Origin of the sequence: Vreelandella titanicae (assembly GCF_014697095.1) — a bacterium.
GTDB classification, from domain to species: domain Bacteria; phylum Pseudomonadota; class Gammaproteobacteria; order Pseudomonadales; family Halomonadaceae; genus Vreelandella; species Vreelandella titanicae.
In genome coordinates this window covers 642,952-662,944 of the sequence record NZ_CP059082.1, presented here as the reverse complement: position 1 = coordinate 662,944, position 19,993 = coordinate 642,952, and the positions used below count along the sequence as shown (strand labels likewise).

Sequence of the window (19,993 nt, the reverse complement as noted above, 5' to 3'; positions counted from 1 at the left end):
GCGGGAGGCCCAATGCGCAAAATTGAAGAGATCTATTGGTTGCGTGCTTACGGCTGTATAGCCGTTTTTTTGTTTCACTTACTAGATCATGTCAATCAGCGCCTCGATAACGTTGCCACCGATTTGATGCGCATACCGCTGGTGTTGGGTACCCCGATTTTCCTGTTTATTGCGGTCTTTGTGTTTGCCGTTCGCTACGATAAATCCGTGCCGGAAGGGTTCCTTGCCCAGCGCGTGAAGTATGTAATGGTGCCCTATTTTGTGTATGGCTTTATTTATTCGACGGCTGAATGGCTAAGCCAACAGCCATCGGATGAACCGGTGGGGTTCGTGGCCAACGCCATTGAGTATTATGTGTACGCGGGCTGGCATGGCTATTTTTTGATTATTGCGATGCAGTTTTATGTGGCCTATTGGCTGTTTACCCGTTGGCAGCTGTGGCGTTTGAACCCGGTGCCGTGGCTGTGGGGCGCTTGTGTGATCAGCATGGCGTATTGGGGGTTGGCTTACTGGTTTGAGGTTGACCTGCCCGGCTATCTGCTGTGGATTGCTCCACTGGGTTGGATCTATGTGTTTTTTCTTGCCCTGGTGCTGGTGCGCTACTACCCGCTACCCCCTGAGAGCGTGATGCTGGCGCGGCCTGCCTGGATGCAGCAAATGGCCCGCCCGGTCTGGTTGGTGCTAATGGTGGCGCTGATTATTGCCGCGACCTTTGCAGGTTGGCTGGCCTTCTCTTCCAAAGAGGTGTGGGTCATTCCTTTCTTCGTGCTGTTCACGCTGTGTGCCATGCGCTACTTGGCCGGGCGTCCTGCGCCTTTGTGGGTGCGCCACATTAATGCGTATTCGTTTGGCATTTACTTGGCTCACCCCATGTTCTTTGTGCTCGCTGATCTGGCTGTCGAGCCGTTGTCGTTGCCCATTGGCGTGTATGCACTGGCGCTTATGGCGGTTGGTGTGGTGGGGTCAGTGGGGCTTAATAAGCTCGCCAATACCACGACACTGGGCGCCATGCTGTTCGGCAAGCGATTAAAGGTAAGTTAGTCAGAGAGTGGCGGTGGATGGTATCTGTGGATGATATCGGTAGATAGCGGCAGAAAACGCATTATGGGCGTGGAGTGAAAGCCGTAACCGGGGCGTTAGCCAGAAAAGGGTTTTCTGGCTCTTTCGTTAGTCTAAGCAGGTTTCCGTTGTAGGTTTTTAAACGCGTAGGGCAGGCGTGTAAACGTTGCAGAAAATCGTCGATCGCGCTGTTATCGTCCAGCTCAGGGTCAAACCCACCCAAGCGCTCTAGCCAGGCTCGCCTCACGGCAATGTAGGGCGGCAAAAGTAAAGCACTGGCCAATAAGCGCCGCAGGATGCGTTCCGACAGCGATGGCCGGGTGAGGCCAATAATCAAGGCGTCAAGGGTGTAAGTGTTGAGCTGTGAATAGAGTGCACACCAAAGCTCCGCAGGCAGTGGTTTTTTCTGCAGCGCAATGATGAGCCACTCTGCTTGGCTGGTAAACGCGGCTTTATTCAAGCGAGCCCCCAGCGGCCTTGATGGTGTAATCAGCGAATGAGCATGGTAGCGCTGTTCAATAGCACTCAGGCGTGCTTGCGCTTGAGTGGCTGTCACCAAAATGGGCAGCAAGTGGTCGGCGACACCGGATTCACGTATGGATTTTAAGTGGCGTGGCAACATTTCACCCGTCACCATGGCATCAACGATAAAGCAGACCGATCCCATTTGCCGACTCCGATTGTGAGCAAATCTATCAAATTGTAATTTATTGTAGTAGCTGGTTTATTTGCGTAGCAAGTAAAAAAATTTGCGAGCTAAAAAACAGCGCTTAGTATGACTTGTGCACTTTGATGGGGCGTGCGGCATTATTTTTGTTCTATTTTGGTGCATAAGAGGTTTTTTAGACGGTTCAGAATAGCCTGTTGCGCCGTTATGCGTCATCAAGAGGCATTCGAAGCCATTTTTTAATGTTTATAAAACAGATAGTTGTTGTTTTTTTATGCCATATTGGTGCAGTGTTGGCATGTTCTCTGCATTGTATTTGCAAGCGGCTAGCGGGCCGTAGGCATAAGCCCTGCGGCGTGCTAAAACGATAGCCGGTCTGAAATGCTCGCTGAGCGATTTGTTAACCAATGTCAGGCAAACGTTGAGCGAACAAGAATGACAAACGTGCGGTTTAGCACGTATTTTGTCGAACAACACTTTTATCGGTAGCTTACTGTCGTTAGCTTTAAGCCACGCTCATACCGGAGGACACTATGTCAGCCAAGACTCTCGCGCTAATTGAAGAACACGATGTTAAATGGGTAGATCTGCGTTTCACCGACACTCGCGGTAAAGAACAGCACGTGACCGTGCCTGCGCGCGATGTAGACGAAGAATTCTTCGAGAATGGCCAAATGTTCGATGGCTCTTCTATTGAAGGTTGGAAGGGCATTAACGAATCCGACATGATTCTGCGCCCGGAAGATGGTACGGGCTACCTTGACCCCTTCACCGAAGATGCGACGCTGGTGCTGCGCTGTGACATCATCGAGCCGGCCACTATGCAAGGCTATGATCGTGACCCGCGCTCTATCGCTAAGCGCGCAGAAGCTTACCTGCAGTCTACTGGCCTGGGCGACACCGCGTTCTTCGGCCCTGAGCCTGAATTCTTTATCTTTGACGAAGTGCATTGGAAGTCTGATATCCAGGGCTCCATGTACAAAATCACTTCCGACGAAGGCGCCTGGGCAACCGACAGTGTCGTTGAAGGCGGCAACCTTGGCCACCGCCCGCGCGTTAAAGGCGGCTACTTCCCGGTTCCTCCGGTCGATAGCTTCCACGATATTCGTGGCGCAATGTGTAATACCCTGGAAGCGATTGGTCAGACCGTCGAGGTACACCACCACGAGGTTTCCAACGCAGGTCAGAACGAAATCGGCGTTAAGTTCAACACGCTGGTGAAGAAAGCTGACGAAGTTCAGGAAATGAAGTACGTGATCCACAACGTGGCCCACGCGTATGGCAAAACGGCCACCTTTATGCCGAAGCCGCTGGTCGGTGATAACGGTTCGGGTATGCACGTTCACCAGTCGTTCTGGAAAGATGGCAACAACCAGTTCGCCGGTGACGAGTACGCTGGTCTGTCTGAAATGGCGCTTTTCTACATCGGCGGCATCATCAAGCACGCCCGTGCCCTGAACGCCTTTACTAACGCTTCTACCAACTCGTACAAGCGTCTGGTGCCTGGCTTTGAAGCGCCGGTCATGCTGGCCTACAGTGCCCGCAACCGTTCGGCTTCAATCCGTATTCCTTACACCGCCAGCCCGAAAGGCAAGCGTGTGGAAGCGCGCTTCCCTGATCCGACTGCCAACCCTTACCTGGCGTTCTCTGCCATGTTGATGGCGGGTATCGACGGTATCAAAAACAAGATCCACCCTGGCGATGCCATGGACAAAAACCTGTACGACCTGCCGCCAGAAGAAGGCAAGTCAGTACCGACTGTGGCGCACAGCCTGGATCAAGCACTGGAAGCCCTCGACGCTGACCGTGCGTTCTTGACCGAAGGTGGCGTGTTCACCGACGAAATGATCGATGCCTACATTGACCTCAAGATGGAAGAAGTGGAGCGTATTCGTATGACCACTCACCCCATCGAGTTTGATATGTACTATAGCTGTTAAGTACAGCTGCGAATCAGCGTTACTCGCCCTTGGCTGTTACTATCAGCCAGGCGGTGGTAACAATGATTGCCAATAGAACCCCGCTACGGCGGGGTTTTTTATTGCTGGGAGGCTGAGAAGCGTGCCAGAGGGGCGATGAGCAGTGTGCTGGTAGCTCTCTTGGGCGTGGGGGAGTGGGTGGCACGGCGTTCGGGCAGGCGGTGTATCGGGTGACCGATCAGCACGGCAACGTTACCTTTACCGATAACCCAAGCAGCCCTTTATGCCCTGCGACCACTTTTCCATCGCTCTGCCCCAGCAAGGCGCACAGGTGGAAGAGGGGATGACCGTGGTGGAGGTGGTTATTGCGCCACCGTTGCGCGACGACAATCAGGTACGGCTGTTGGTGAATGGCGAGATTAGCCAGAAAGCGCTGCACAGCGATGTCTTCTGGTTAACGGGCCTGCCGCAAGGGGGCACGAGATCCAGGCAGAATGCTGGAGAGCAGCCAGCGTTTACAGCACCGCACGGCAGCGGTGACGATTACGGTTCCTTAAGAGCGCTTTAATAAACGCGATCAAAAAAACAGCCCTAAGTATTACCTACCAAAACCTGGGTGCACTAAAGTGGTGCATGAGCAGGAGCATTTGGCACGGCAAGTGCGCTAAAACGATTCGCGCTCTTTCGCTGCGATGCCCGCAAGCCGTGCAAATGGACATAAACGTATAGTTGGCGCGCTTTTTGCAGCTCCCTCATTGATCATCCACCTGTAGGTCTGTATCGGCGATGGAAGACGCGATTTTTCAGGACACCACCATGCATCAGCGTTTGCTTGAGCATCTCACCACAGCGGTATTGCTGCTAGACGGCGAACTGCGTGTGCGATGGATGAACCCTGCCGCTGAAGCGTTGTTAGCGGTCAGCCTTAGCCGTGTTCACGGCATCAGCCTGGATACGCTACTTGGCGGGGATGTAAGCATTGACGAAGTATTGGCCAAGGCGCGGGATGCGTTTCACCCCTATACCCAGCGTGAAGCACGCATTACCCCGTTGAATAGCGAACCGCTCACGGTGGACTACACGGTGACGCCCTTATCCGACGATGAGCTGCTACTGGAAGTAGAGCCGCGGGATCGGCTGATGCAGATCTCCCGGGAAGAGGCGCTAACCACACGCCAGGAGACCATCAAGGTGCTCGCCCGCGGGCTCGCCCATGAAGTCAAAAACCCGCTGGGTGGCATTCGCGGGGCAGCACAGCTACTAGAGCGTGATCTAGACGACCCGGCGCTGCGCGAATATACCCATATCATTGTTGAAGAGGTGGATCGGCTGCGCGACCTGGTCGACTCCATGCTCGGCCCTAACCGGATGCTTAAACACGAGCCAGTCAACATCCACAAGGTGCTGGAGCGAGTGCGGGCGCTGCTGATTGCCGAACACCCTAGTGTGACAATCAGCCGTGATTACGACCCCAGCTTGCCCGATCTTTCCGGCGATGAATCGCAAATGATTCAGGCGGTGCTCAATGTGGCGCGCAATGCGGTACAGGCCATGAGCGATGCACAAACGCCGGAGCCCACTTTAATACTACGCACCCGCGCCCGTCGCCAGTTTACGCTTGGCGCCGAACGTCACCGGCTGGTCAGTGAAGTCGCCGTGATCGATAACGGCCCCGGTATTCCCGATACGCTGCAGGAAACACTGTTTTACCCCATGGTGTCGGGACGCGCGGAAGGCAGCGGCCTTGGGCTCTCTATTGCCCAGTCGATTTTGCACCAGCATCAAGGATTGATTGAATGCGATTCACGTCCTGGACACACCGAATTTCGTTTACTGATTCCCATGGTTATTAATTTCACCGGAGAAGCGTCATGACTGAGGCTGCACGTAATGATGTTGCGCGGGTGGTCATTGTCGATGATGACCGCGCTATCCGCTGGGTGTTGGAGCGCGCCTTGGCGCAACCCGACCTTGACGTTGAGTGTATCGAGCGCGCCGACGTTGCCCTGACACGTTTGTTGGAAAATCCACCCGACGTGCTGGTTACCGATATTCGTATGCCAGGTATCGACGGGCTGGATCTAATGTCCCGGGTACGCGAAGCGCATCCTGACCTGCCGGTGATCGTGATGACCGCGCACTCCGACCTGGACAGCGCCGTGGCCTCGTATCAGGGCGGGGCATTTGAATACCTACCCAAGCCGTTCGATGTTGACGAGGCCCTGGCGCTGGTACGTCGCGCCGTGGCTCACGCCCGTGAACGCCAACGTCCGGTGACCGTGCCGGAAGGCTTGAACGCCGAAATTATCGGTGAAGCGCCCGCCATGCAGGAGGTGTTCCGTGCCATTGGTCGCCTCTCGCACTCCCACATCACGGTGTTGATTAATGGGGAGTCGGGAACCGGCAAAGAGCGCGTTGCCCAGGCACTCCATCAGCATAGCCCTCGTGAGGGCAAGCCGTTTATTGCCCTCAATATGGCGGCGATTCCCCGTGATTTGATTGAGTCTGAGCTGTTTGGTCACGAGAAGGGGGCTTTTACCGGGGCGACCCAGCAGCGCCAGGGGCGGTTTGAGCAAGCCAACGGCGGTACGCTATTTTTAGACGAAATAGGCGATATGCCCGCTGAAACCCAAACGCGGCTACTGCGCGTGCTGGCCGATGGAGAGTTCTATCGCGTTGGCGGGCATACGCCGGTCAAAGTGGATGTGCGCATTATTGCTGCCACCCACCAAAACTTAGAAGTGTTGGTGGATGACGGCCGCTTCCGGGAGGATTTGTTCCACCGCCTGAACGTGATCCGTATTCACCTGCCCAAGCTTGCCGAGCGCCGCGAAGATATCCCTCGTTTAACGCGGCACTTTTTAGCTGAAGCGGCGAAAGAGCTGACGACCGATATCAAGGTGCTGACCAGCGAAGCGGAAGCCCACCTAACGCGTTTGCCGTGGCCCGGCAACGTGCGGCAGTTAGAAAATATCTGCCGTTGGCTCACCGTGATGGCATCAGGGCGTGAGATTCTGGTTGAAGATCTACCGCCGGAGCTGCGTTCACCCAGCGCTTCTGAAAGCAGCGCCCACGGCGATTGGCGCACGGCGTTTCGTGACTGGGCGGATCATGCCCTGGCCGAAGGCCATACCCATCTACTGGAAGAAGCGGTGCCCGATTTTGAGCGGATTCTGATTGAGACAGCGCTAAAACATACCGGCGGGCGCAAAGGTGAAGCCGCCGAGCTGCTGGGCTGGGGGCGCAATACGCTCACGCGTAAACTGAAAACACTGCTACCGGCACTCGCTGACGAGTAAACGTTAGGAGCCTGTCTGGCTTAACACTGATCTACTGCGAATCCCGGTATTTTGGCCAACTTTATTCGATCGATTTAGTTAAATAGCACGCTATTCGCCTCAATCGATCGATAAATTTGGCTCAAAATTCGTGCTTCTCGCGACGATCGGCCAAGCCAGACAGGCTCCTAGTCGCCAGCGAGTATATATACCGCATCGGCTAGGGTGGTGGGGGTGGGCAAAGTGCAGTCGCTACTGGTGAGTGGCTGCTCATCCTGCCACCACTACCCTGGGCTTGGGTAGGCTGCCGAAGTGACGCTGGGCAGCAACCGCGTTGTCTATGGCAGTTATTGTGTCGCTTCAATGCGCCTGATTTCGGCAAGTAACGCTTCGGCTTCTTCAGTAAGTGTGGCATTGGCACGCATATCGCCATTGCGTGAAGCCTCCATGGCGGCTTGTAGTTTGCGCTCATACTCTTGTTGAAGCTTCTTTTTGGGGTCACGCTTAAACATACCTAACATGAGCAATCTCCTCGCTATCAATGTCTCTTGTACACTATTTGTATAGGATCGAAGTGCTCGTGTCGAATGTTTGCTTTAACTAGCCTTGCTAATCGTAGTGATTAGGCGTGGCGCACTGGCATAAGAAGCGCTCAAAATCACATAAAATAGTCTCCAGGCTCGCGTGCAGGCGGTGATCGTCGTCAACCATCCGCAGCGATAGGCGCTGAAGACGAGCACGTTCGATCACCGGTTCAGGGGCAACCACATCATCACGCCAGCCGTGAATAATATGGCTGTGCTGCGCCTGAATAACCGGTGACGTTTCCGGATAGTCGGCAAGTCCCAATGCAGGCGCCAGCAGAAAGCAGCCCAACACCGGCTGCTGAGCGCTAACTGCCGCGCTTAGCCAACCCCCCAAGCTGGAGCCTGCCAGTACACACTGGGCAGGATCATCTCCGCGCTCGGCTAATACTCTCAGCAGGTATTCAAGGCGCTGCTGTGGTTCTGCTATGCCTCGATAATCCATGACCACCGGCTCACAGTCATCCAGCTTTTGCGCAACACCTTTCATCGCTTGGGTTTTCAGTGCGCCTGGCCCGCTCTCAAGGCCATGGGATAGATAAACGGTCATCATAACGGTTAGCTCGCTGCACGCTGGATAGCTTCGCCACCCTGTTGAAGGTCTTCACCCGCACCGCGAATGGTATTACAGCCACTGACCAGCATCAGGGTCACCACCATCACGAAGCCGAGGGCGATAGTGCGTTTCATAAAAGCCTCCTTCGAAGGCATACCGTTAGTGAAAGGAGTAGAAAGCAAAAATACCCTCTGTCGTGACGATACGCTACGGTTTTCAATACGTTTAAACACAAGGAAGCATAGCAGTGTGCCTCGAAACCGTATGTTTATGTCGCATGTGCCACTTCTATACATGGAAAATAGAGGTGGAGAGTGCTTTTTCATTCACTTTTTATTTTTTTAAGTAGTTGTTTTTTAATGTTTATATTCGTTATTGGCATGGTTTGGCTCATTGCCTGCATTTACTAAGTAGAATCCAGCAAAAAACCAAGTAAATACTCGCAAATGAATAAAATAAGTCATTTTTAAATTCAGTCACTTAACGCTAGTCGAGTTAACATTTTTCACCAGTAACTGAGTGAGTGGGCTAACAGCAAAATGGAAGGCAGGAAGCCGAAAAACGAACAGGATGTTTAAGGGACAATTAGCCCACTCACTGGTTGCAGCGTAAGGAGGCGCTGTTCATCAAACCAGGGAGCGGATCGATGCGAATCAACCATCTCATGCAAGTGAGGTGGTTTTTTCGCATGTGTGATTTAAATAATTATTTGATAGATAAGTACTTTCTATAAGGCTCTGGTTTTTGCACAGCTTTTGTACAGAAAAAAGTGTGATTTTGGTCTATCCTTCGATGAAACCAAAATGCAGCGGTTAGAAAACGTCAACGTAACGACCGCGCACGATCAGGGACAAGATTATGGCGATGGCATTGATGTTATGCATGTTTGTTTTGTTCTTAGGGTTTTCAGGCGTGGGCGTGTATATGATGTTTAAGACATCGTTTACGGCCAGTATTGATGAACGCGATGACATGCCGCCCGACGTTTAACTATCTGCCTTGAAAGTAAAACGCCCGCTTATGCGGGCGTTTTTGCGCTGGCTGTCCATCAAAGGGTTGTCCATTAAGGGGGCAGGACGCGCTTTACCCCATCCAATACAGGCTGGCCAAGGCAAAAGCGTAGCCCATCGCTGCCCCTGCCAGTACATCGCTGACATAGTGCAGCCCTAAGCCTACCCGTGAGACCGCTATTAGAAGCGTTAATGGCAATACCACCGGTAGTAGCCAGGGCGTGTGGGCGGCGACCAAGACGCTAAACATCACCGCGTGCATGGTGTGGCCGCTGGGAAAACTGTAACGGTCGCGGGCAGGTTCACAGCACTCGATGCCTTCACTATAGGTAATGAAGGGTCGCTCACGGCATAAGCGAGTTTTCACCAGTCGATAAACCGCCACGGCAAATAGAGCGATAACGCTGTACTGCAGTACGCGCCAGGCGCCATTGGGTTGAAGCCAGGGCTGGGCGAGAATCAGCAGCACCCAAATAGGCCAATCGCCTAAGCGGCTGGCGGCCTGAAGCGTGATTCGCCAGGGGCGGTAGATCGATAGCCGCGCAATGCGCTGGCAGAACTGCCACTCCAGCAGGTCAAGACGATCGAATACGACAAGCGGACGCGGGCGCATGATGAGCCTCCTGGGCTTGGTGTAAGTAACGCAAAAACTGCTCGGCAATACCTGTCCAACTCTGCTCAAGGGCGCGTAAACGCGCTACTCGGCCTAAACGAGCGTAGTCAGCTGGGTGTTGGCACAACTCAACTGCTGCCTGTTGAAAAGCGGTGCTATTGCCAGCGGGTACGGTGACACCGTTGTGGCCGCTGCTAATGAGCTCAGCGCTGGCTGCATGATCATAGGCCACCACGGCTAAGCCGCTGGCCATGGCTTCCGCCACCACATTGCCCCAGGTTTCTGAAAGCGAGGGGAAAATAAACAGGTCGGCGCTGGCATAGTGGCGAGCAAGCGATCCCTGCCCCACAAAGCCGGTGAAGTGGGCGTCGGGCAGCGCCTTTTCCAACTGTGCCCGTGCGGGGCCATCGCCGACGATCACTTGGGCGATATCGGGCCGCACCTCACGCATGGCTTGAAGGCTTTCATGGAGCAAGGTGAGATTTTTTTCTGCGGCTAGTCGGCCAACGTAAAGGGCCACCGGCTGATGCTCGCTAACTCCCCAGCGTTCGCGTAATGAAGGGTCACGGTGGGCAGGTGAAAAGCGCTCGCCATCCAGCCCGCGTGACAGCACATGAACCCCCCGAATCCCTTGACGCTGCAGTGCTTTAGCCTGCTGATGAGTAGGCACTAACGTTAGGTCACAGCCGTTATGGAAGTAGCGCAGGTAGCGGCGTGTGGTCGAGGCCAGCCAATTGACGCCATAATCTTCACAGTAGTGGTCAAAGTTGGTGTGCCAGCCCGCTACCAGGGGGATATTGAGTTGCCGTGCCGCTTGGCGTGCCGCCCAGCCGAGAGGGCCTTGGGTCGCTACATAGATGATATCGGGGCGATGTTGGCGCCAAAAGCGGCGCAGTGTAACGGGCCTAACCAGCCCTACCTGCACATCGGTGTAGCCAGGTAGGGCAAGGCGCTGCACCTGTAGCTCGCGGTTAATACCGGTTGCATTACCCGCAGATCGTGGCCGAGGGCGGATCACATCCACCGGCACTCCTTGCCGGTTAAGTTCATAGCTTAACCGGCTCAGCGTATGGGCAACGCCATTGATGTCCGGTGACCATGTCTCACTAACGATGCAGAGCCGCATGAGCGATTCATCCCTTTATCACGTTTTCGTACAGTGTGGGTGGGGTGAATGACACTGCCGAGACAAACAGGTGAATAAGTGATGACACGCTTAAATAAATAGGCTAGTAGACAAAGTGCTACAGCCATCTGTTCTAATATCAGTTCAATGTTAAATTTGGATGGCAGTTTTATTTAATATCGCATAAAAAAATAAGTTCCCAAAAAATAAAACTTTAAGATTAATGAAACATAACTCCTTTAAGGTTCCCTGTGTTGAGGCGTTATTCGTCCTTCATTGTGCCTTCGCAAGCGCAAGCATTAACTACTTCAATGGGAACGATCATGTTTAAAAAAACGACACTGGCCCTAGCCGTTAGCGGTTTATTGGCAGCCTCTGCAGCACAAGCAGCAACCGTTTATGACCAAGACGGTACCGATCTCGAAATCTATGGTCGCATCGCTATGGGTCTTGAAGGCGGTGGTGTTGACAACGGTGTTGATAACGGCGAAGAGTTCCGTAATTTCGGCTCGCGTTTACGGATTACCGCTGGCCACCAGATTTCCTCTGACCTGCGTGCATTCGCCCGTGTAGAGTGGCGTTTTACGGGTGATGAGCGTAATACATCCTCTGGTTTCGATGAGGTACGTAACAGCTACCTAGGCCTGGAAAGCCAGCAGTTCGGTACCTTTATGGCCGGGAACTACAACAGTTTCTACGATAACTACGTGATGACGCCGTTCGATGTTTACGTTGAGCGCGGCTACGAGTTTGCGGGTGGTGGTACCCAGGCACGCGGCGACTCTATTGGCTATAAAACGCCTAAAATGAGTGGTTTTCAGGCGGTTATTTCTGCCAAGCACTTCTCTGAGCGTGGTTTGACTGAAGCCGAGCAGACTTCCGAAGGATCCGTTATCGCCACTCAGGGTGGTGTTGTCTACGAAACAGGCCCAGCTCGTTTAGCGCTTGGCTATGTGGAAGATACGGTACGTGGTGGCGGTAACGGTGAAGTGCGTTATGGCGCTACGGGCGAGTTTGCTGTTACAGATGCTTTCGCTGCTCGTGTAGGTTATGAAACCCGCGGTGATGACGATGTTAACGGTGGTGGTTTCGATAAAATCGGCGTTGGTGCTACGTACGCCATCGATTCCTGGAAGTTCTTCGCCGATTACTACAACATCGACGTAGACGGCGCTAGCGATGAGCGTAACGCTTGGGCGCTAGGGTCAATGTACAAGCTGTCTAGCAATTTCGATATGTTCCTTGAGCTGAACGATCGTAACCTGGATGCTGTTAATGACTTCGAAGAAGATATGTACTACGCATTAGGCGCTCGCTATCACTTCTAATTAATAGAGTGATGTTAGCGGTAGTGTTGCATTAGTTTTTTGCATTAGTTCTTTAGCTTTTAGTTAGCTCGCATGTTTCGATCTTTACCGGTGTGGATAATTCCACACCGGTTTTTAGCGTTTTTATATTTTATGCTTTACTTGCCTGCCTTAAAAGAGGCGCTCTTTTTCTCGGTGAGTTATTCCTCTCAATATAAATTTAGGGAGAGGGGGGTAAGGCAATACTTTTACCATGGAGACGAAATGTCGCTGGTAGGCTATCTTTGCTGCTAAAGTGTCTGAACACTGTTATGAAAGGAGTCATTTAAATGCGTTTTCACCGCTATGGCTTGGCGCTAGGGACAGCGCTATTTGCCACCGTTCCTCCTGCCTTTGCTGATAACTACACCCTGACGCTATTTCACACCAACGATCTACATGGGCGTACCGATCAGTACCCCTATCTAATTACCACGCTGAATGAGGCGCAGGAGCGCTTTGGCGAAGGGTTGCTGCTGGATGCCGGTGATATCTTTACAGGCACGCTCTACTTCACAGAGTTTCAAGGCCAGGATGCCCTCGAATTTATGAATTTAATGGGCTACGACGCCTTTGTGCCCGGCAACCATGAGTTCGATTTGGGTGACCCGGAACAGGGGCACCAAGCGCTAGCGGCGTTTTTCGCAGGCGCCGAGTTTCCTATTTTAGGGGCGAATCTGGACTTCTCCGCAGGCCCGGAGTTTGCTGACATGTTGGGTGATTCAGTCAGCGCTGAGCCGCAGGCGTGGGCGCTTTATGACGGCATGATCGTTGAGCATAACGGCGAGCCAATCGGCATCTTTGGGTTAAGCACTCAGGAGAGTGAGACGATTTCCAGCCCTGGCCACGTCACCATCAGCGATTATCGCCAAGCGGCTGAAGCCATGGTGGCAAGCTTTGAAGAGCAGGGCGTTAACAAGATTATTGCCCTTACCCACTTGGGCTACGACAGTGACACCAGCGTAGGTAATGACCTGCTGCTGGCAGAGCATGTCGAAGGCATCGACATTATTATTGGTGGTCACAGCCATACCCAAGTGTCGCCCCCCAGGCTGCTGAGCGAGAGCCGCGCTGGTGAGAAGCTCCTATCACCGACGGTGATTGGCCAGGCAGGCGAGTATGGCCAGCACCTGGGCGTTATGCAGGTCACCTTCGACGAAAACGGCGTGGTGGTGGATGCCAGCGGTGAACTGCTTGCTGCCGACGATCGCGAAGCGGACGCTGATGCCGCCAAGCGGCTTGAATCCTACACCGCTGAGATTGAGACACTGCGGGATACCCAGGTCGGCGCCAAGGTAATCTCCACGCTACCCAACCCGCGCCATGGGCGTGGCGATGAACGGAGCGTGCGTGCCAATGAAACAGCGCTGGGCAATTTAATCGCCGATGCCCAGTTGCATGCTGCGCAGCAGGTGGCACCCGACACGGTTATGGCGATTCAGAATAGCGGCGGCATCCGTGAAGCGATTGAGAGTGGGGATGTGTCTGTGGGTGATTTGATCGCCGTGCAGCCATTTGGCAATCGCCTGACGCTGCTTGACGTCACTGGCGCCGAGCTGCTGGAAACCTTCGAGATCGCCCTGGCCAATGCCCCCGGCGAAGACGGCGGTTTTCTGCAGGTGTCGGCAGGCGTTGAGTTGATATACGACAGCGGCGAGCCGTCGGGCGAGCGGGTGGTTAGCCTAAGCGTTGCCCAGGAAGGCGCAATGCAGGCGATTGACCCCGAGCGTACTTACACCATCGCCACCAATAACTTTACCGCTGCTGGCGGCGACGGTCATACGGTACTTGGCGCTGCCTATGAAGATGGGCGCAACACCATCGTCGGCAATACGGATTGGGAGATGCTGCGCGACTATATGGTGGAACGTAAAGAGGTGTTCTACCAGGTGGAAGGGCGGATTACTGATGTAGCTCAAGAAGGTGTGACGCAAGAGGAGGTGGCCCAGGAAGCGTCGCCGTGAGTTCCGGGCCACGAATAGCGCTTACTCATCAATGATGCTTTCAAAGCCGCCAAAGATTAGCCGCTTGCCATCAAAGGGCATCGGGTTAACGTCCATCTGCAAGCGCGGGTCTTGCATGACTTTCGGCATGGCCTCATCGCGCACGCTGCGCGATGGCCACTCTATCCAGGAAAAGATGATGCTTTCGTCATCCTTGCGCTTGACCGCCATGGTGAAGGAGGTCACTTCCCCTTCGGGGACATCGTCTCCCCAGCACTCCACGACCCGCAGTGCGCCGTGTTCCTTGAAAACAACGGCCGCGGCACGCGCATGCTCAATAAACTCATCTTTATTAGCGCTGGGCACGGCAGCGACGAAACCATCTACATAAGGGTGTGTAAGCTTGCTCATGGCTGTTCTCCTATTACTGTTTTATTCTGCTTTAGGGGGGAGTTCTCGAACGGGGCGTATCTCAATGCTGCCCAGCCGGGCTGGTGGAATACGGCTAGCCAGCTGCAGCGCCTCATTCAAGTCGTGGGCTTCGAGCAGGTAGAAACCGGCCAACTGCTCCTTGGTTTCCGCAAAGGGGCCATCGGAGATTAACGTCTCGCCATCGCGCACGCGTACGGTGGTGGCGGTCTCCGTCGGTTGTAACGGCTGCCCGGCCAGGTAGTGGCCGCTGGCGCTCAGGCGCTCAACCCCAGCAATACACTCCTGGTTGAGGTCGTGCCACGCCTGTTCGCTCATGGCGTTGATAATCTGTTCTTGGTAATAGACCAGCGCAACGTACTTCATGGGGAGTCTCCTTCTGTGGCCAAGGGGCAGTTGTCTGACGGAACGTTTACCATCCAGCCGACGTCAAAACGATCTACCGTCATGCCGAACCCTGGTGACCAGAAGGTTGCTTCGAACGGCATGACAATCTTTCCACCCTCCGCTAGCTGAGCAAAGGTTCGTGCGGCCTGCTCGATATCCTGATACTCCAATTGAACCTCTATCCCTTGCGGTGGTGTATAGCAGTCAGCCGCCATATCGGCGCCCATTAAGCGACGGCCACGTAGGTTCAACGAAGCATGGATAATGCGGTCATGGAGGGCAGGCGGCATGTGTTCAGCGGCGGGTGTGTCAGCATAGGTCAACAGGCACTCCAGATGCCCTCCGGTGACATCGGCATAGAACTGCATGGCTTCCCGGCAGGTGCCGGGAAAGGCAACGTGCACGTTCATGGCATCCGGTATACGAGCAAGGTTACGGTGCTGCTCAATTCCGGCACCGGGCTCAAAATCCTCCAGTGAGAAGTAGCGCCGTAGCTCAAGGGTCACGTTGCCATCGGCATCCTGGGTGGGCCACTGCTGGGCCCACTCAATAGCCGCCTGCAGGGAGGGGGCTTCGAGCACACTATAGCCAGCAATACGCTCACTGGCTGGAGACAAAGGCCCGGGGATGATGGTGGGCTCACCGTTTTTGAAACGGATCAGGCACCCTTCGCTGGTCGGATGTAAGCCATCGCCGTTCAAAAACACGCCAGCCTCGATCATTCGCTGGTTATAAGCAGCCATGGCGGCAAGCATTTCCTGGGATGGCATAGCGCCATTCTCGGTGTTGGCATCGGCACGGCGTATCAGCATGAATTTCATTGAGAGCCTCCTGGTTGGTCAGGGTAGTGACTCTCTGTAGTCGTTTGGCGTCGTCTTGAATCGACATAGCCTAAGCATTTTTTTATGGGGAATTTTCGAGTTCTGCCAATCGCCTGTTCAAAAAGCGTTTTTCTGGATCCAGGGTGACCAATAGTAGCGCCTGTTGATAGGCGCTGCGCGCGGCCTCATGCTGGCCTTGGCGACGCAGTAAATCCGCTTTTGCGGCATGAAATAGATAATAGCGGTTGATTTGTGGGTGATGAGCGATGTCGTCGAGTAACTTCAGGCCGGTATCGGGTGCACCATTCATGGCAATGGCGACCGCACGGTTCAGCGCCAGAATCGGCGATGGAAAACGTCGGCAGAGAGCATCGTAGAGTCTGACGATACGCCCCCAGTCTGTTTGCTCGGCGTGGCTAGCCTGGGCGTGTACGGCGGCAATCGACGCCTGAAGGGTGTAGTACCCGGTGGGGGTGAGCGCCAGTGCCTGTTCTAGCCACGTTATTCCGACCTGGATATCCTCTTGGCGCCATAGGCGTCTGTCCTGAGCATCCAGGGTTACCAGCTCACCGTCGCTATCCTGGCGCGCATCCCGGCGGGCATCATTAAGCAGCATCAAAGCCATCAGCCCAAATACTTCCCCCTGGGGCAGTAGCCGCGCCAGCTCATTACCCAGTCGCATGGCTTCTTTTGTTAGGCTGATATCGACCACGCTGGCGCCCGTGCTGCGCGAGTAGCCTTCGTTGAAGACCAGATAGATGACTTGGAGCACATCGGGTAAACGCTCGGGCAGCTCTTCCTGGGTAGGCACGGCATAAGGGATATGCGCATCGCGAATTTTGCGTTTGGCTCGTACGATACGCTGTGCCAGCGTCGTAGGCTTCATCAGTAGCGCGCTGGCTACTTGCTCAGTGGTCAAACCGCACATCTCGCGAAGCGTCAGGGCAATCCGTGCTTCCATGCTCAAACTTGGGTGGCAGCAGGTGAATAGCAGCCGCAAGGCGTCATCTTCGATGGTGGTGGGCTCAAGATCCAGCGCTTCATCTGTGGGTAATAGCAAGTGAGCCCGACGGCGAGCAGTACTGCGTTGGCGAATTTGGTCTATTCCGCAGTGGTAGCCGGTGCGAATTAGCCATGCCGTGGGGTTGTCAGGTTTGCCGTTAACCGGCCACTGTTGAACCGCCGCCACAAAGGCATCCTGCATGGCTTCTTCGGCTAGTTCAAAATCCCCCAGTAGGCGTATCAGCGTCGCCTGCACGCGCCGGGAGTGCTCACGATACAGGTCATCGACGTATGAAGGTTCAGTACTCATCAAGGGAGATCCGTAAGCTTTATCTCAAACGTAGCGCATGGTTTCTCCGTTGACTTGTTTTTCTTGTTTTGTCTTTCGGGGGATAGGTATTCAATCCCCGGTGCGTTTTCCCGTGGCGCTGTTGAAAGGATGCAGAGCGTCGCGGGTCACAAAAAATCGCAGGGTTTCGCCTTCGGCAACGGGCGGCTGCCCCGAAACGCGGATGACTGTAGGCTGGTCGCTATCGGCGAGGGTCACATATAGGTGGCTTTCGGCCCCCGCGGCTTCAAACAGCGCCAGCGTTGAGTCGACAATTAGGTGAGGCGCGGTCGGCGGCGTTAGATGCATATCATCCGGTCGAATGCCGACGACATCGGTGCCGTCGGGCAGGTTATCCAGCAGGCCATTGGCGCCTTGTTCGTTCAAGTAATCCACCGGCAGCATGTTCATGGCGGGGGAGCCGATAAACCCGGCGACAAACATGCTGGCGGGGCGGGCGTAGATATCCATGGGTGTGCCCACTTGCTCAATCTGCCCGGCGTTAAGAACCACTAAACGGTCACCCAGTGTCATGGCTTCCAGCTGGTCGTGGGTCACATACAGGCTGGTAGTCTTCAGGCGCCGCTGCAGCTGTTTGATCTCCACGCGCATCTGCACGCGCAGTTTGGCATCCAGGTTGGAAAGTGGCTCATCGAATAGAAAGGCTGCCGGGTCGCGCACCAACGCGCGGCCCATGGCGACGCGCTGGCGCTGACCACCAGAGAGCTTGCGCGGTTTGCGCTCCAGAAACTCTTCGATCTCGAGCATTTTGGCGGCAATTCGCACGCGCTTTTCAATGTCTTCTTTGTTAAACCCGCGGTTCTTGAGGCCGTAAGCTAGGTTGTTGTACACCGTCATATGCGGGTAGAGCGCGTAGTTCTGGAACACCATGGCGATATCGCGCTCGGCGGGCTCTAGCTTATTGACCACCCGGTCACCGATTTTGAGCGTGCCTTCGGTAATGGTTTCAAGCCCCGCCACCATGCGCAGTAGGGTAGATTTGCCGCAGCCGGAAGGCCCCACCAGCACCACAAACTCGCCATCTTCAATCTGTAAGTCGATGCCTTTGACGGCATGAACATCGCCGCTATAGGTTTTCTTTAGCCCTTCCAAGGTAATGCTGGCCATCTTATTTCTCCGTCTCGGTCAGGCCTTTCACAAATAGGCGTTGCATAAACAGAATCACTAATACAGGCGGCAGCGCTGCCATGACCACCGCGGCCATCACTAATTGCCACTGTGGGTTCTCTTCCGAGGTCATGCGCTGAATGCCCATTACGATGGTGTAATAATCAGGGTCGGTAGTGATAATTAACGGCCAGAGGTACTGGTTCCAGCCGTAGATAAACATGATCACAAACAGCGCGGCGATATTGGTCACCGACAGCGGCATTAAGATGTCTTTAAAAAACTTCAGTGGCCCGGCGCCATCGACCCGGGCGGCTTCGAGCATCTCTTCGGGAATGGTCATAAAGAACTGGCGGAACAAGAAGGTTGCGGTAGCCGAGGCAATCAGCGGGATCGATAGCCCGGCAAAGCTATTGAGCATTTTAAGATCCGCAACGACCTGAAAAGTCGGAATAATGCGCACTTCCACCGGCAGCATCAACGTGACGAAGATCACCCAGAAGAAGAACATCCGAAAGCGGAAACGGAAGTAGACGATGGCAAAGGCGGAAAGCAGCGAAATAGACAGCTTACCTACCGTGATCGCCATGGCCATTATAAAACTGTTCCACAGCATCAGGGCGGCCGGCGGTGCGCCGGCATTGGAGACGCCCGACTGCCACATGCGCGTGTAGTTTTCGATCCCGTGGCCACCGGGCAGCAGTGGCAGAGTACCCTGCAGCAAACCCGATAGGGAATGGGTAGAGGCGATGATCGCGACATACACCGGAAAAACCACCAGCGCGACACCAGAGATCAAAACAATATGGGCTATCAGGTTAGCCCAAGGGCGGTTTTCAACCATTAACGTTCTCCCAAAGGCTTAGTAATTGACTCGGCGCTCAATAAAGCGGAACTGGATCATCGTTAATGCCACCACGATCACCATCAGAATCACCGACTGAGCTGCCGAGGAACCGAGGTTGAGGCCCACAAAACCATCGGCGTAGACCTTGTACACTAAAATATTGGTCGCCTGGGCCGGGCCGCCTGCGGTGGTGGCGTGGATGATCGCGAAGGTGTCGAACATGGCATACACCACATTAACCACCAGCAAGAAGAAAGTGGTCGGCGTGAGCAGCGGGAAAATAATCGTCCAGAAGCGCTTAGTCGGGCTGGCGCCGTCAATGGAGGCGGCTTCAATCAGCGATTGCGGGATTGACTGTAAGCCCGCCAGGAAAAACAAAAAGTTATAGGATATCTGCTTCCAGGCGGCGGCAAAAATCACCAGCAGCATGGCGTCACTGCCCGAGTTACGGTGGTTCCACTGGTAACCCACCATTTCCAGCATATAGGGCACAATGCCGATAGAGGGGTTGAAGATAAACCACCACAACACGCCCGCAAGCGCGGGGGCGATGGCGTAGGGCCACACCAGTAGCGTGGTGTAGGTGCTGCGTGAGCGAATCATCCGGTTGACGGTACTGGCCAATAAAAGCGCCACTGTCATCGATAGCAGGGTAGTGCCCACGGCGAATACCACCGTCACCGATAGCGAATTGACATAACTGCCGTCACGAAATAGACGGGCAAAGTTCTCAAGACCCACAAACGTTGAGCGCAGCCCAAAGGCGTCTTCGCGCAGTAGCGACTGATACAGCGCCTGGCCCGCAGGCCAGATAAAGAAAATCAGTGTCACAATCACCTGGGGCGCCAGCAGCGCGTAGGGCAAAAAGCGACCAGGGTAGGTCATGCGTTTGGTTTGCATGGGCAGCTCTGCAAATTGTTAGCAAAAATAAGCATCAACAAACGAAATCG

22 protein-coding genes are annotated in these 19,993 nt (G+C 54.4%); 8 read left to right on the top strand and 14 right to left on the bottom strand.

Annotation, left to right across the window (positions count from 1 at the left end; genetic code table 11):
* Positions 1–12 precede the first annotated feature (12 nt).
* Complete coding sequence (locus HZS52_RS03165; RefSeq protein WP_009288118.1) at positions 13–1,041, top strand: acyltransferase family protein; 1,029 nt, start codon at positions 13–15, stop codon at positions 1,039–1,041.
* Positions 1,042–1,102: 61 nt separating this feature from the next.
* Here HZS52_RS03165 and HZS52_RS03160 read toward each other — a convergent pair whose 3' ends face one another.
* Positions 1,103–1,726, bottom strand: a complete 624-nt coding sequence (locus tag HZS52_RS03160) for a hypothetical protein (RefSeq protein WP_022520805.1) — start codon at positions 1,724–1,726, stop codon at positions 1,103–1,105.
* A 533-nt stretch (positions 1,727–2,259) separates the two neighbouring features.
* Between HZS52_RS03160 and glnA the strand changes: the two genes are divergently transcribed.
* The gene (gene glnA / locus HZS52_RS03155) at positions 2,260–3,666 is read left to right on the top strand and encodes a glutamate--ammonia ligase (protein ID WP_022520804.1); all 1,407 of its coding nucleotides are present in this window, start codon (positions 2,260–2,262) and stop codon (positions 3,664–3,666) included.
* 98 nt (positions 3,667–3,764) lie between these two features.
* Here glnA and HZS52_RS24695 read toward each other — a convergent pair whose 3' ends face one another.
* A complete protein-coding gene (locus HZS52_RS24695) occupies positions 3,765–3,890 on the bottom strand; it encodes a hypothetical protein (RefSeq protein ID WP_255200397.1) in 126 nt (41 codons plus the stop codon).
* Here HZS52_RS24695 and HZS52_RS24690 point away from each other — a divergent pair.
* The 4 genes from HZS52_RS24690 (at position 3,840) to ntrC (ending at position 6,944) form a co-directional block, all read left to right on the top strand.
* Positions 3,840–3,992 (top strand): DUF4124 domain-containing protein, encoded by a 153-nt coding sequence (locus HZS52_RS24690; protein WP_223828040.1) that lies wholly within the window; start codon positions 3,840–3,842, stop codon positions 3,990–3,992. The genes HZS52_RS24695 and HZS52_RS24690 overlap by 51 nt on opposite strands.
* Positions 3,929–4,213 (top strand): hypothetical protein, encoded by a 285-nt coding sequence (locus tag HZS52_RS03150; RefSeq protein WP_052475667.1) that lies wholly within the window; start codon positions 3,929–3,931, stop codon positions 4,211–4,213. Before HZS52_RS24690 ends, HZS52_RS03150 begins: the two co-directional genes overlap by 64 nt.
* A gap of 248 nt (positions 4,214–4,461) precedes the next feature.
* Positions 4,462–5,520, top strand: a complete 1,059-nt coding sequence (gene glnL / locus HZS52_RS03145; RefSeq protein ID WP_027958155.1) for a nitrogen regulation protein NR(II) — start codon at positions 4,462–4,464, stop codon at positions 5,518–5,520.
* Positions 5,517–6,944: a nitrogen regulation protein NR(I) gene (ntrC, locus tag HZS52_RS03140; protein ID WP_039860203.1), complete on the top strand. Its 1,428-nt coding sequence runs from the start codon at positions 5,517–5,519 to the stop codon at positions 6,942–6,944. Before glnL ends, ntrC begins: the two co-directional genes overlap by 4 nt.
* Before the next feature lie 326 nt (positions 6,945–7,270).
* On the opposite strand, the gene HZS52_RS03135 is transcribed toward ntrC, so the two are convergent.
* The 5 genes from HZS52_RS03135 to HZS52_RS03115 all read right to left on the bottom strand — a co-directional run bounded on the left by HZS52_RS03135 (position 7,271) and on the right by HZS52_RS03115 (position 10,812).
* A complete protein-coding gene (locus tag HZS52_RS03135) occupies positions 7,271–7,444 on the bottom strand; it encodes a DUF6435 family protein (protein ID WP_007111925.1) in 174 nt (57 codons plus the stop codon).
* An 88-nt stretch (positions 7,445–7,532) separates the two neighbouring features.
* Positions 7,533–8,060, bottom strand: coding sequence for a YqiA/YcfP family alpha/beta fold hydrolase (locus HZS52_RS03130; protein WP_027958156.1), 528 nt, complete (start codon positions 8,058–8,060; stop codon positions 7,533–7,535).
* 5 nt (positions 8,061–8,065) lie between these two features.
* The gene (locus HZS52_RS03125) at positions 8,066–8,197 is read right to left on the bottom strand and encodes an entericidin A/B family lipoprotein (protein ID WP_027958157.1); all 132 of its coding nucleotides are present in this window, start codon (positions 8,195–8,197) and stop codon (positions 8,066–8,068) included.
* 949 nt (positions 8,198–9,146) lie between these two features.
* A complete protein-coding gene (locus tag HZS52_RS03120) occupies positions 9,147–9,686 on the bottom strand; it encodes a phosphatase PAP2 family protein (RefSeq protein WP_022520798.1) in 540 nt (179 codons plus the stop codon).
* Positions 9,649–10,812 (bottom strand): glycosyltransferase family 4 protein, encoded by a 1,164-nt coding sequence (locus HZS52_RS03115; protein WP_022520797.1) that lies wholly within the window; start codon positions 10,810–10,812, stop codon positions 9,649–9,651. The genes HZS52_RS03120 and HZS52_RS03115 overlap by 38 nt, the downstream gene beginning before the upstream one ends.
* Before the next feature lie 323 nt (positions 10,813–11,135).
* On the opposite strand from HZS52_RS03115, the gene HZS52_RS03110 reads away from it, so the two are divergent.
* Both HZS52_RS03110 and HZS52_RS03105 read left to right on the top strand, forming a co-directional pair.
* Positions 11,136–12,140, top strand: coding sequence for a porin (locus HZS52_RS03110; protein ID WP_022520796.1), 1,005 nt, complete (start codon positions 11,136–11,138; stop codon positions 12,138–12,140).
* A gap of 308 nt (positions 12,141–12,448) precedes the next feature.
* Positions 12,449–14,122 carry a bifunctional metallophosphatase/5'-nucleotidase gene (locus tag HZS52_RS03105; RefSeq protein ID WP_190374133.1) on the top strand — a complete coding sequence of 558 codons (1,674 nt, stop codon included), beginning with the start codon at positions 12,449–12,451 and terminating at the stop codon, positions 14,120–14,122.
* A gap of 21 nt (positions 14,123–14,143) precedes the next feature.
* Here HZS52_RS03105 and HZS52_RS03100 read toward each other — a convergent pair whose 3' ends face one another.
* The 7 genes from HZS52_RS03100 to ugpA all read right to left on the bottom strand — a co-directional run bounded on the left by HZS52_RS03100 (position 14,144) and on the right by ugpA (position 19,943).
* Positions 14,144–14,512, bottom strand: a complete 369-nt coding sequence (locus HZS52_RS03100; protein WP_022520789.1) for a DUF1428 domain-containing protein — start codon at positions 14,510–14,512, stop codon at positions 14,144–14,146.
* Between the two features lie 21 nt (positions 14,513–14,533).
* Positions 14,534–14,896, bottom strand: coding sequence for a YciI family protein (locus HZS52_RS03095; RefSeq protein ID WP_190374132.1), 363 nt, complete (start codon positions 14,894–14,896; stop codon positions 14,534–14,536).
* Positions 14,893–15,738: a YciI family protein gene (locus HZS52_RS03090; RefSeq protein ID WP_190374131.1), complete on the bottom strand. Its 846-nt coding sequence runs from the start codon at positions 15,736–15,738 to the stop codon at positions 14,893–14,895. Before HZS52_RS03090 ends, HZS52_RS03095 begins: the two co-directional genes overlap by 4 nt.
* Positions 15,739–15,820: 82 nt before the next feature.
* Entirely contained in the window at positions 15,821–17,050 is a 1,230-nt protein-coding gene (locus HZS52_RS03085) for an RNA polymerase sigma factor (RefSeq protein WP_138800158.1), read from the bottom strand.
* Between the two features lie 90 nt (positions 17,051–17,140).
* The gene (locus tag HZS52_RS03080) at positions 17,141–18,196 is read right to left on the bottom strand and encodes a sn-glycerol-3-phosphate import ATP-binding protein UgpC (RefSeq protein ID WP_039860199.1); all 1,056 of its coding nucleotides are present in this window, start codon (positions 18,194–18,196) and stop codon (positions 17,141–17,143) included.
* Between the two features lies 1 nt (position 18,197).
* Positions 18,198–19,040 carry a sn-glycerol-3-phosphate ABC transporter permease UgpE gene (gene ugpE / locus HZS52_RS03075; RefSeq protein ID WP_022520784.1) on the bottom strand — a complete coding sequence of 281 codons (843 nt, stop codon included), beginning with the start codon at positions 19,038–19,040 and terminating at the stop codon, positions 18,198–18,200.
* Positions 19,041–19,058: 18 nt separating this feature from the next.
* Positions 19,059–19,943: a sn-glycerol-3-phosphate ABC transporter permease UgpA gene (gene ugpA / locus HZS52_RS03070; protein WP_009288107.1), complete on the bottom strand. Its 885-nt coding sequence runs from the start codon at positions 19,941–19,943 to the stop codon at positions 19,059–19,061.
* Between the last annotated feature and the right edge of the window lie 50 nt (positions 19,944–19,993).

Bases quoted from the DNA above. Each gene is read 5' to 3' on its own strand.
- ntrC (WP_039860203.1), top strand. From the start codon at position 5,517: ATGACTGAGGCTGCACGTAATGATGTTGCGCGGGTGGTCATTGTCGAT.
- HZS52_RS03100 (WP_022520789.1), bottom strand. From the start codon at position 14,512: ATGAGCAAGCTTACACACCCTTATGTAGATGGTTTCGTCGCTGCCGTG.
- HZS52_RS03160 (WP_022520805.1), bottom strand. From the start codon at position 1,726: ATGGGATCGGTCTGCTTTATCGTTGATGCCATGGTGACGGGTGAAATG.
- HZS52_RS03125 (WP_027958157.1), bottom strand. From the start codon at position 8,197: ATGAAACGCACTATCGCCCTCGGCTTCGTGATGGTGGTGACCCTGATG.
- HZS52_RS03120 (WP_022520798.1), bottom strand. From the start codon at position 9,686: ATGCGCCCGCGTCCGCTTGTCGTATTCGATCGTCTTGACCTGCTGGAG.
- HZS52_RS03085 (WP_138800158.1), bottom strand. From the start codon at position 17,050: ATGAGTACTGAACCTTCATACGTCGATGACCTGTATCGTGAGCACTCC.
- HZS52_RS03165 (WP_009288118.1), top strand. From the start codon at position 13: ATGCGCAAAATTGAAGAGATCTATTGGTTGCGTGCTTACGGCTGTATA.
- HZS52_RS03135 (WP_007111925.1), bottom strand. From the start codon at position 7,444: ATGTTAGGTATGTTTAAGCGTGACCCCAAAAAGAAGCTTCAACAAGAG.
- glnL (WP_027958155.1), top strand. From the start codon at position 4,462: ATGCATCAGCGTTTGCTTGAGCATCTCACCACAGCGGTATTGCTGCTA.
- HZS52_RS03130 (WP_027958156.1), bottom strand. From the start codon at position 8,060: ATGATGACCGTTTATCTATCCCATGGCCTTGAGAGCGGGCCAGGCGCA.
- ugpE (WP_022520784.1), bottom strand. From the start codon at position 19,040: ATGGTTGAAAACCGCCCTTGGGCTAACCTGATAGCCCATATTGTTTTG.
- HZS52_RS03090 (WP_190374131.1), bottom strand. From the start codon at position 15,738: ATGAAATTCATGCTGATACGCCGTGCCGATGCCAACACCGAGAATGGC.
- HZS52_RS03150 (WP_052475667.1), top strand. From the start codon at position 3,929: ATGCCCTGCGACCACTTTTCCATCGCTCTGCCCCAGCAAGGCGCACAG.
- HZS52_RS03110 (WP_022520796.1), top strand. From the start codon at position 11,136: ATGTTTAAAAAAACGACACTGGCCCTAGCCGTTAGCGGTTTATTGGCA.
- HZS52_RS03095 (WP_190374132.1), bottom strand. From the start codon at position 14,896: ATGAAGTACGTTGCGCTGGTCTATTACCAAGAACAGATTATCAACGCC.
- HZS52_RS03115 (WP_022520797.1), bottom strand. From the start codon at position 10,812: ATGCGGCTCTGCATCGTTAGTGAGACATGGTCACCGGACATCAATGGC.
- ugpA (WP_009288107.1), bottom strand. From the start codon at position 19,943: ATGCAAACCAAACGCATGACCTACCCTGGTCGCTTTTTGCCCTACGCG.
- HZS52_RS03080 (WP_039860199.1), bottom strand. From the start codon at position 18,196: ATGGCCAGCATTACCTTGGAAGGGCTAAAGAAAACCTATAGCGGCGAT.
- HZS52_RS03105 (WP_190374133.1), top strand. From the start codon at position 12,449: ATGCGTTTTCACCGCTATGGCTTGGCGCTAGGGACAGCGCTATTTGCC.
- glnA (WP_022520804.1), top strand. From the start codon at position 2,260: ATGTCAGCCAAGACTCTCGCGCTAATTGAAGAACACGATGTTAAATGG.